We start from the raw sequence: 9,326 nt of genomic DNA, 5'->3' as shown, positions 1-9,326 counted from the left end.
AGTTGCGCTACACCCAAGCATCAAAAACAACATGACCTGTTGGGGCTACTCAAAAATGGTGACATTTCCCACAAGAAATGTCCACTTTTCTTCCTGACCCCAACATGGACATTTCTTCTAGGGACGGATGGAGACGCTGGCGGGGAATTGCGGGGCGCGGCGGATCAGCGTGGCTTGCTCGAAGGCGTAGGCCATGCCGATCAACGAGGCTTCGCTGTAGGCGGTGCCGACAAATGAGAGGCCGACCGGGAGGCCGCGTACATACCCTGCGGGCACCGTGACGTGCGGGTAGCCTGCCACGGCGGCGGGCGATGAGAAACTCTTCGGGTAGTGGTCGCCGTTGATGAAGTCGGTCAGCCAGGCGGTGCCGTCGGTCGGCGCCACCAAAGCGTCCAGCTCGTGCGCTTTCAGCACCAGGTCGATGCCTTCTTCGCGCGAGTAGCGGTGGTTGTTAGCCAGCGCCTCCTGGTACACCTTGCTGTCCAGGCCCGGCTTGGCCTCCGCGCGCTCCAGGTATTCCTGGCCGAAGTACGGCAACTCCAGCTGCGCGTTCTGTTTGTTGAACGCGATCAGGTCGGCCATGTTCTTGACCTTGGCGTCCGGCGCGTAATCGCGCAGGTAGGCGGCCAGGTCGACTTTGAATTCGTGCAGCAGGACTTCGGTTTCGCTGTCGCCGTATTTTTCGGTGTTGGGCACCTGTACGTCGACCAGGATCGCGCCCTGCGCTTTCAAGGCTTCCAGCGCTTTCTCAATCTCCGCATCGACGCCGTCGCTGCCGCCGAAGAAGTTGCGGGCGACGCCGAGGCGTTTGCCGCGCAGGCCGTCGCGCTTCAGTGCGCTGGCGTAGTCGGATGCCTTGCCCGCCCCTTCCTGCGTGACCGGGTCGTTCGGGTCGACGCCCACCATCGCGGCCAGCATCAGGGCGGCGTCGGACACGCTGCGCGCCATGGGGCCTGCCGTGTCCTGCGAGTGGGCGATGGGGATGATGCCGCTGCGGCTCACCAGGCCGATCGTGGGTTTGATCCCGACCAGGCCGCAGATCGAGGCCGGCGAGACGATCGAGCCGTCGGTCTCGGTGCCGACGGCCAGCGTGGCCAGGCCGGCCGCAATGGCGGCGCCGGAGCCGGAGCTTGAGCCGCTGCAGTTGCGGTCCAGCGAATAGGGGTTGCGCGTCAGCCCGCCGCGCGCACTCCAGCCGCTGACGGAGTGGCTGGAGCGCATATTGGCCCATTCACTGAGGTTGGTTTTGCCGATGATGACTGCGCCCGCTTCCCGCAACTTGGCGGCGACATGCGAGTCGCGCGCGGCGCGCACCCCGGCCAGCGCCAGCGAACCGGCGGTGGTGCTCATGCGGTCGGCGGTGGCGATATTGTCCTTCAGGAGCACGGGGATGCCGTGCAGCGGGCCGCGCAGCTTGCGCTGCAGGCGTTCGCGGTCCATCTCGCGCGCGATTTTCAGCGCTTCGGGATTGATCTCGATGATGGAATTGATGCGGGGGCCGGCCTTGTCGATGGCATTGATGCGCGCCAGGTACTGTGAGGTCAGCGAATGCGAGGTCAGCTTATTGGCCGCCATCAGCTCCTGCTGCTGCTGGACGCCCGCGTCCAGCACGGACGGCACCGCAGCCTGTGTACGCGGCAAAGTAGTTGCGCCACCGGCAGCCAGCCCCAACTTCACGAAACCCCGTCGATCCATCTGGTACGCCCTCTTTGTGTAAAGAACAGCACGAAACCAAAAGAATACCAGCAGTTTGCAAGTAAATAATACTGTCAGAAAGTAAAAAAGCCCGCGAAAGCGGGCTTTTCATTGCGACTTTGCAACAGATCTTGCGGATATTAACCGCGCACGACCTTTTTGAACTCGTGGGTACGGGTGTCGATCTCGACCACGTCATCCTGGGACACGAACAGAGGCACCTGGATGGTGAAGTTGCGGCCTTCGATGGAGTTTTCCAGTTTGGCTTCCTTGGTCACGTTGCCGGAGGTGTTGCCTTTAACTGCTGGCTCCGAGTAAATGATCTGGCGAGCGATGGTGGTTGGCAGTTCAACGGAGATGGCTTTGCCGTCGTAGAAGACAGCTTCGCACTCCATACCGTCTTTCAGGTAGTTGACGGCGTCGCCCATGTTCTCTTCTTCGATTTCGTACTGGTTGTACTCTTCGTCCATGAAGACGAACAGTGGGTCAGCGAAGTACGAGTAGGTCACTGGCTTCTTGTCCAGAACGACCACGTCGAACTTGTCATCGCCGCGGAACACGTTTTCCAGCGGAGCGTTGGTCAGCAGGTTCTTCATCTTCCATTTGTAGGTGAAGCCAGTGCGGGACGAGCCGTTGACGTCGGAACGCAGGACGATGAATGGCTTGTCTTCAACCATGATGATGTTGCCGACACGAATCTCTTTTGCGAATTTCATAGCGAATATATACCGGTTAAGGGGAGTTGCAGTAACCGTGCATTATAGCACGGGGATATGATGTGTTACGTCAGCGATGCACAAAATTTAGTCAAATTCGTGGCCAGATCGCCGTTGGCCAGGATTTTTTGTTGCCATTGTGACGACTTTGCCGAAATTTCAGGCATTGCCGCAGACAAGCCCTGCCACAGCTCGGGCCAGCTGCCTTGGCGGGCGCCGTTCCAGCACAGCGAAAACGCATCGAACGCCTCGCCGCCGGAATAGCGCTGCAGGAAGGCGCGCAATTTTTTATGGTGCAGGTTTTCGTCCTGCGCGTAAATGTGCCAGATGAAGGATTTGCCGGCCCATTGCGCGCGCACCCAGGAATCTTCGCCGCGCACAAAGTTCAGGTCGCAGGACCAGAGCAGCTTGTCGTAATCCTGCTGCGGCACGAAGGGCAGCACGCGCACCGTCAGCGCCCCTGCGCTGTGCACGGCGCCCGGCACGGCGGGCTGGCCGAGGAAAGCGGCAACCGCATCGGCCGCCACGCCTTCCGGCACCAGGCAGGTCACGGGGGCGCCGCCGTCGCGCCAGGCGGCAAACAATTCGGCCACCGGCGCGTAGGGATAGCAGAACAGCGATACCTTCAGGGCTGCCGCCTCGGCGGCGCTCACGCCGAGCGATGCCAGGAACGCTGGCGCCGCGGCCGGATCGGCGGCAAACGCTGCGCGCTCGGCTTCCAGGCCGGACTCGCACAGCAAACCGCCGGTCTTGTCGGTGAAGCCGGGGAAGAAGAAATACTTGGTCAGCGGCAGGCGCGGATGTTTGGACGGCAGGCTGTGGCAGCCCTCCACCCACTCTTCCGCGCTCAAACCTTCCAGGTTCAGCCACACCGGCTTGACCGGGCGCTGCGCCATGGCGGCGATATAGCCGGGCGGGATATCGCAGGCGAAGAATTCGATGACGATGTCCGCCACATCGGCCGGCGTGTATTCGCCGTCCTGGCCGGCCCAGTGGCGCACGGCCACGTTGTCGATCACCTGCTGCGCGGCGGCACGGTCCACTTGCGGGCAAATGCGGTGGAAGGCATGCAGGTCGTCGACCCACAGCCGCACGGCGATGCCGTGTTCGCGCTCAAGCTGGCGCGCCAGGCGCCAGCAAATGCCGATGTCGCCGAAATTATCGACAACCTTGCAGAACAGATCGAGGGACAGGCTTGGCATAGCGTCAAAAAAGCGCGGAAAATGAAAAAGCCGCACTAGGCGGCTTCATTCTGATCTTTGGCGTCCCCACGGGGATTCGAACCCCGGTACTCACCGTGAAAGGGTGATGTCCTAGGCCTCTAGACGATGGGGACCCTGGACTTGCACTACGCTTTAAATGACTTGGCGTCCCCACGGGGATTCGAACCCCGGTACTCACCGTGAAAGGGTGATGTCCTAGGCCTCTAGACGATGGGGACGTCGTAAAAGCGTGCGCGAATTATAGCAGCGTGCAAGCGTCATTTCAAGGGCGCAACCGCGAAGTGTTCGACGCGGTTATCGTGCACGTAGCCCGATTCGGCACCCATCATCGCCACCAGCACCAGTAACGCCAAAGGCGGCAGGACAATCGCAAAAATCAGCGCCAGCCTTTCCCACTTCATATGCATGAAGACCGCGACGATCAAGCCGGCCTTCAACATCATCAGCACCAGTATCAAGCCCCAGCGCAGCACACCTTGCACATGGAAGAAATCCACCAGGTAGGAAAAGAAGCTCAGTACGAACAGCAGTATCCATACCTTGACGTAGGTGCCGATGGGATGCTGCTGGTGGGCAGTGCCTGACATGGTTGCCTCCTACCAGAGATAGAACAATGCAAAGATAAACACCCAGACAAGATCGACAAAGTGCCAATACAGGCCCGTGATCTCGATGATGTCGTAGCCCTTCTGCTCGTAATGCCCGTTCAGGACACGGCGCGCGATGATCGCCAGGTAGATCACGCCCGCCGAGACGTGCAGGCCGTGGAAACCGGTGATCATGAAGAAGCAGGAACCGAATTGCGCCGCCCCCATCGGGTTGCCCCACGGCCGCACGCCTTCGTGAATCAGCTTGCTCCACTCGAACGCCTGCATGCCGACAAAGACCAGGCCCAGCGCCGCCGTCACCAGCATCAGCGTTGCGGCCACTTTGCGGTTGCGCTGGTAGCCATAGTTGACCGCCATCGCCATCGTGCCGCTGCTGGTGATCAGCACGAAGGTCATGATGGCGATCAGGATCAGCGGATAGTTGGTGCCCATGATCGTCAGCGAAAACACTTCGCTCGGATTGGGCCAGGCGGTGGTGGTGGCCATGCGTACCGACATATAGCCGGTGAGGAAGGTGCCGAAGATGAAGGTGTCGCTGAGCAGGAAGATCCACATCATCGCCTTGCCCCATGGGACGCGGAAGGCGGCACGGTCGCCCGCCCAGTCCGAGACAAAGCCTTTCATGTCGTTGGTGCCGGTATCCATAACCTCACCTCACAGGAATGCCTATCGTTGTGCAGAAAGCGCGGACAAATTCGGGCGTCACCATATAAATCATGCTGAACACGGCGAGCCACAGGACGAACAGGAAATGCCAGTACTGGGCGCACAGGCCGATAGCCTCCCCTGCCCTGCGCACGGCAAACGCGCCCGCCACCATGCCGCCCAGCACGTGCGCCGCGTGCAAGCCGGTGATCAGGTAGAAGAAGCTGTTGGCGGGGTTGGCGGCCACGCCGTAATCGGCCGCCGCCATGGCCTGCCAGGCGTACAGCTGCGACAGCACGAAGGCTGCCGACAGCACCAGCGCGCCGATGGTCGTGCTGCGCGCCGCTTCGCGCCGGCCGGCAGCGACGTGGCGCCGCGCCAGTTCCCACGCCAGGCTGCACAGCACCAGCAAGCCGGTGCTGCAGTACAGCTGCCACGGGATGTACGCGATCGGCCGCCAGTCTTCATAGGCCGCGCGCATCATGTAGGCGACGCCGAACAGGCCGAACAGCGTGGTGACCACCACCATGAACACCCACAAGCCGATGCGGCGCGCCCCCTGCGGCCAGGCCGGGCCGCTGCCGTGCGCATCGCCACGCCCGCCGTGGCCACCGTCGCCCCCGCCGGACTGGCCCGGAATGCCACCGCTGGAGCGCCAGGTTGCGCCGGCGCTCATTTCGGCACCTCGGCGGGATCATGCTGCGGCGCCGGGCGCGCTGGCGGCGGCGCATGCGGGTCAGGCCCGAACTCCGGCCCGGCGTTCTGCGGGATATAGTCGCCGCCCGGGCCATCGACGCCATATTCGTAGGCCCCGCGGTGCACCGACGGCAGCTCAGGCCCCCAGTTGCCGTGGCCGGGCGGCGTCTGCGGCGTATACCATTCCAGGCTGGCGGCGCGCCACGGATTGCCGCCCGCCGCCGCGCCTTTGCGCGCACTCCAGAAGAGATTGAACAGGAACAGCAGCTGCGCCACGCCGACCACCAGCGCCGCCACCGTGATGAAGGCATTCAGGCTCTGCGCCGATTCGGGAATGAACGCATAGTTCTCGTAGGCGTAGTAGCGGCGCGGCATGCCGAGGATGCCGAGATAATGCATCGGGAAGAAGATGGCGTAGGCGCCAATGAAGGTGATCCAGAAATGCGCCTGGCCCAGGGCCTCGTTGTACATGCGGCCCGTCACCTTCGGGTACCAGTGGTACAGGCCGCCGAACACCGCCAGCACCGGCGATACGCCCATCACCATATGGAAGTGCGCCACCACGAAGTAGGTATTCGACAGCGGAATGTCGACGCTGACATTGCCCAGGAACAGGCCGGTCAGGCCGCCGATCAGGAAGGTGCTGATAAAGCCAAGCGCAAACAGCATCGGCACCGTCATATGGATATCGCCGCGCCACAAGGTCAACGTCCAGTTGTAGACCTTGAGCGCGGTCGGCACCGCAATGATCAGCGTCGTGGTGGCGAAGAAGAAGCCGAACCACGGGTGCATGCCGCTCACATACATATGGTGCGCCCACACGACAAAGCTCAAGCCGCCGATGATCACGATGGCCCACACCATCATGCGGTAGCCAAAGATGCACTTGCGGGCGTGCACGCTGATCAGGTCCGAGATCACGCCGAAGGCCGGCAGCGCCACGATATACACCTCGGGGTGGCCGAAGAACCAGAACAGGTGCTGGAACAGCAGCGGGCTGCCGCCCTTGTAATCGAGCTGCTGCCCCATCGACACCAGGGCCGGCATGAAGAAGCTGGTGCCGAGCAGCTTATCGAACAGCATCATCACGGCGCTGACGAACAGCGCCGGGAAGGCCAGCAGCGCCAGGATGGTCGCCACGAAGATGCCCCACACCGACAGCGGCATGCGCATCAGCGTCATGCCGCGCGTGCGCGCCTGCAGCACCGTGGTCACGTAGTTCAGGCCGCCCATGGTGGCGGCCACAATGAACACCGCGAGCGAGATGAGCATGATCACGATACCCCACTCCACGCCCGGCGTGCCGGGCAGGATGGCCTGCGGCGGATACAGCGTCCAGCCGGCGCCGGTCGGGCCGCCCGGCACAAAAAAGCTCACGCACAGGATCACCACCGCCAGCAGGTAGAACCAGTAGGAAAGCATGTTCAGGAAGGGGAACACCATGTCGCGCGCCCCCACCATCAGCGGGATCAGGTAGTTGCCGAACCCGCCCAGGAACAGCGCCGTCAGCAGATACACCACCATGATCATGCCGTGCATGGTGATGAACTGGTAATAGCTGCTTGGGTCGATAAACTGGAATTTGCCGGGGAAGCCAAGCTGCAGGCGCATCAGGTCCGACAGGATCAAGCCGATAAGGCCGATAAACAGCGCCGTGATCGTGTACTGGATCGCAATAACCTTGTGGTCCTGGCTCCAGACATACTTGGTCCAGAAGCTTTGCGGGGCATGGTGGCCATCGTCGTCGTGGCCGTGCTGTTCACCATAAGACATGCGAGGTCTCCTCAGCGTACCGTCTTGATGTAGTCGATCACTGCCGCCATTTCCTCATCGCTCAGCGGATTGGGCGGCATGATGTTGGGATAGCCCTTGACCAGGGTGGCCTTGGGGTCGTTGATCGCCTGCCGCAGGTAGGCGTCGTCCACCGCCACGGTGGCGCCGCCCTCGAGCGCTTCCTGCTTGCCGTACAGCCCCTTCCAGGTCGGCCCCACGCTCGGCGCGCCGTCCACGGTATGGCAAGCCACGCAGCCTTTGGACTGCGCAATCAGCCTGCCCTGCTTGCCCGGCTCGGGCGGACCGCCGACGCCGCCCGCCGCGCCCTTGCCGCTGAAGGTGGGCTGCCTGGCCAGCCAGGCATCGTATGCCGCCTGCTCTTCCACCACCACGGCACTGCGCATATTCGAATGCCCCACGCCGCACAACTGCGCGCACAGCACCTCGAAACGCCCGACCTGCGTCGGCGTCAGCCAGAAATGCGTCACCAGCCCCGGCACCATGTTCATGCGGGTGCGGAATTGCGGCACGTAGTAGTCGTGCAGCACATCCTGCGCGCGCAGCAGCACCTTGACCGGCTGGTTGAGCGGGATATGCATCTCATTGCCATCGACCAGCACATCATCCTGCCCCGCCGGGTCTTCCGGATTGATGCCGAAGGGATTGGTGGCATTGATGAAGCGCACGTCGGTGGAGCCCAGCTTGTTGTCCTTGCCCGGCAAGCGGTAGTGCCAGTCCCACTGCTTGCCCATCACCTCGAACACACTGGCATTGGGCGGCGGGTCGATCAGTTTGGCGTACACATGAAGGCCGGGCGCGAGCATCGCCACGATGCCGACCGAGGTGCCGCCGATCAGCCACCATTCCAGCTTGCGGTTATGCGACTCGGCGGCAGCGCGATGCCCTTCGCGGTGGCGGAACCGGACCACGGCATAGGCGACAAACAGGTGGATGATGATGAAGAGGATGGCGCAGATCACAAGCGTGATCATGAAAGCATCGTCCATCGCCTGCCAGTTGGAGGCAATGGGGGTCAGCCACCAGGGGCTGAGCCAATGAAAAATTATTGCGCCAAGAACAATCAGGATAAGGGAGATTGCCAACGCCATAATATTTAGCCCGGTTAGTTATGGGGAACTACACACGGCTACGCCCCGCTGGTGGCGGGGCGGTTTTGCAGGGGCTTGCTTACTCGCGTTTTCCGGGGCGTTCGAGCATGCGGTAGAACAGCGCACAGCTGGCGCCGAAGATCACATGCGCGAGGAAGGTCGACCAGCCGCGCAGCTCGGCGAACCAGGTGAACGCTTCCGACATCCCGTAGAAATTCAGCACATACAGCAGCACGCCGAACGCTGCGCCGGTCAAGGTGACCAGCCCCACGCTCGAATCGAGCTGGAACGGCGCGATGATGGCCGCCAGCATCATGGCGAAAGTGATGCCGAGGATATAGTGGACTGCCAGCGCTGCGATCACGACAGTGAGGTCGTAGCCGGACGTTTGCAGCACCTCCCAGCCCATGACCATTGCCGCCACCATGCGGGTTGCAAGCCATCGGTCATTGCCCTGCGCGGTGGCCCATATCAGCTCCAGCAACATCAGGATACCGCCGGCTCCGAAACCGGCAATGGCCGCAGCGGTCCAGTCAGCCTGGCGCGCCACCCAGCGATGCGATTGCAGCATGCGAAGTTCCATGACTTCCTCCTGTGCAGGGGTCCGTAACTCATATTAGTACGCGAACCACGAAGATGCAAAGGAGTTAAGCCTGCACGCTTTTTAAGCAGATTTGGAAGAAGGTAAGAAGAATTGTGTGGCGTCCCCACGGGGATTCGAACCCCGGTACTCACCGTGAAAGGGTGATGTCCTAGGCCTCTAGACGATGGGGACCTGTTGGACTGTAACTGCGTTGTGCCTTTGATGGTGGAGGTAAGCGGGATCGAACCGCTGACCTCTTGCATGCCATGCAAGCGCTC

At 62.0% G+C, this 9,326-nt stretch carries 9 protein-coding genes and 3 tRNA genes; all 12 read right to left on the bottom strand.

Annotation, left to right across the window (positions count from 1 at the left end; translation table 11 throughout):
* Positions 1–117 precede the first annotated feature (117 nt).
* Positions 118–1,695, bottom strand: a complete 1,578-nt coding sequence (locus ACE3TQ_RS26485) for an amidase (RefSeq protein WP_374586682.1) — start codon at positions 1,693–1,695, stop codon at positions 118–120.
* Positions 1,696–1,835: 140 nt separating this feature from the next.
* On the bottom strand, positions 1,836–2,411 hold the full coding sequence (locus ACE3TQ_RS26480) for an elongation factor P (RefSeq protein WP_374586680.1): 576 nt from the start codon (positions 2,409–2,411) through the stop codon (positions 1,836–1,838).
* A 65-nt stretch (positions 2,412–2,476) separates the two neighbouring features.
* The gene (gene earP / locus ACE3TQ_RS26475) at positions 2,477–3,613 is read right to left on the bottom strand and encodes an elongation factor P maturation arginine rhamnosyltransferase EarP (protein ID WP_374586678.1); all 1,137 of its coding nucleotides are present in this window, start codon (positions 3,611–3,613) and stop codon (positions 2,477–2,479) included.
* 58 nt (positions 3,614–3,671) lie between these two features.
* A tRNA-Glu gene (locus ACE3TQ_RS26470) sits at positions 3,672–3,747 on the bottom strand.
* Positions 3,748–3,776: 29 nt separating this feature from the next.
* A tRNA-Glu gene (locus ACE3TQ_RS26465) sits at positions 3,777–3,852 on the bottom strand.
* A 39-nt stretch (positions 3,853–3,891) separates the two neighbouring features.
* Positions 3,892–4,221 (bottom strand): cytochrome C oxidase subunit IV family protein, encoded by a 330-nt coding sequence (locus ACE3TQ_RS26460; RefSeq protein WP_374586676.1) that lies wholly within the window; start codon positions 4,219–4,221, stop codon positions 3,892–3,894.
* A gap of 9 nt (positions 4,222–4,230) precedes the next feature.
* Positions 4,231–4,887 carry a heme-copper oxidase subunit III family protein gene (locus ACE3TQ_RS26455; protein ID WP_374586674.1) on the bottom strand — a complete coding sequence of 219 codons (657 nt, stop codon included), beginning with the start codon at positions 4,885–4,887 and terminating at the stop codon, positions 4,231–4,233.
* 4 nt (positions 4,888–4,891) lie between these two features.
* On the bottom strand, positions 4,892–5,563 hold the full coding sequence (locus ACE3TQ_RS26450) for a bb3-type cytochrome oxidase subunit III (protein ID WP_374586672.1): 672 nt from the start codon (positions 5,561–5,563) through the stop codon (positions 4,892–4,894).
* Positions 5,560–7,356, bottom strand: coding sequence for a cytochrome c oxidase subunit I (gene ctaD / locus ACE3TQ_RS26445; protein WP_374586671.1), 1,797 nt, complete (start codon positions 7,354–7,356; stop codon positions 5,560–5,562). The genes ACE3TQ_RS26450 and ctaD overlap by 4 nt, the downstream gene beginning before the upstream one ends.
* Before the next feature lie 11 nt (positions 7,357–7,367).
* Positions 7,368–8,465: a c-type cytochrome gene (locus ACE3TQ_RS26440; protein WP_374586669.1), complete on the bottom strand. Its 1,098-nt coding sequence runs from the start codon at positions 8,463–8,465 to the stop codon at positions 7,368–7,370.
* A 79-nt stretch (positions 8,466–8,544) separates the two neighbouring features.
* The gene (locus tag ACE3TQ_RS26435; protein WP_374586667.1) at positions 8,545–9,048 is read right to left on the bottom strand and encodes a hypothetical protein; all 504 of its coding nucleotides are present in this window, start codon (positions 9,046–9,048) and stop codon (positions 8,545–8,547) included.
* A 116-nt stretch (positions 9,049–9,164) separates the two neighbouring features.
* A tRNA-Glu gene (locus ACE3TQ_RS26430) sits at positions 9,165–9,240 on the bottom strand.
* Between the last annotated feature and the right edge of the window lie 86 nt (positions 9,241–9,326).

The organism is Pseudoduganella sp. (assembly GCF_041914865.1).
GTDB lineage: Bacteria > Pseudomonadota > Gammaproteobacteria > Burkholderiales > Burkholderiaceae_D > Rugamonas.
This window is presented reverse-complemented; position numbering and strand designations above follow the sequence as displayed.

Coding starts and splice junctions, on each gene's coding strand:
- ACE3TQ_RS26485 (WP_374586682.1), bottom strand. CDS start 1,695: ATGGATCGACGGGGTTTCGTGAAGTTGGGGCTGGCTGCCGGTGGCGCA.
- ACE3TQ_RS26435 (WP_374586667.1), bottom strand. CDS start 9,048: ATGGAACTTCGCATGCTGCAATCGCATCGCTGGGTGGCGCGCCAGGCT.
- earP (WP_374586678.1), bottom strand. CDS start 3,613: ATGCCAAGCCTGTCCCTCGATCTGTTCTGCAAGGTTGTCGATAATTTC.
- ACE3TQ_RS26440 (WP_374586669.1), bottom strand. CDS start 8,465: ATGGCGTTGGCAATCTCCCTTATCCTGATTGTTCTTGGCGCAATAATT.
- ACE3TQ_RS26455 (WP_374586674.1), bottom strand. CDS start 4,887: ATGGATACCGGCACCAACGACATGAAAGGCTTTGTCTCGGACTGGGCG.
- ACE3TQ_RS26480 (WP_374586680.1), bottom strand. CDS start 2,411: ATGAAATTCGCAAAAGAGATTCGTGTCGGCAACATCATCATGGTTGAA.
- ctaD (WP_374586671.1), bottom strand. CDS start 7,356: ATGTCTTATGGTGAACAGCACGGCCACGACGACGATGGCCACCATGCC.
- ACE3TQ_RS26450 (WP_374586672.1), bottom strand. CDS start 5,563: ATGAGCGCCGGCGCAACCTGGCGCTCCAGCGGTGGCATTCCGGGCCAG.
- ACE3TQ_RS26460 (WP_374586676.1), bottom strand. CDS start 4,221: ATGTCAGGCACTGCCCACCAGCAGCATCCCATCGGCACCTACGTCAAG.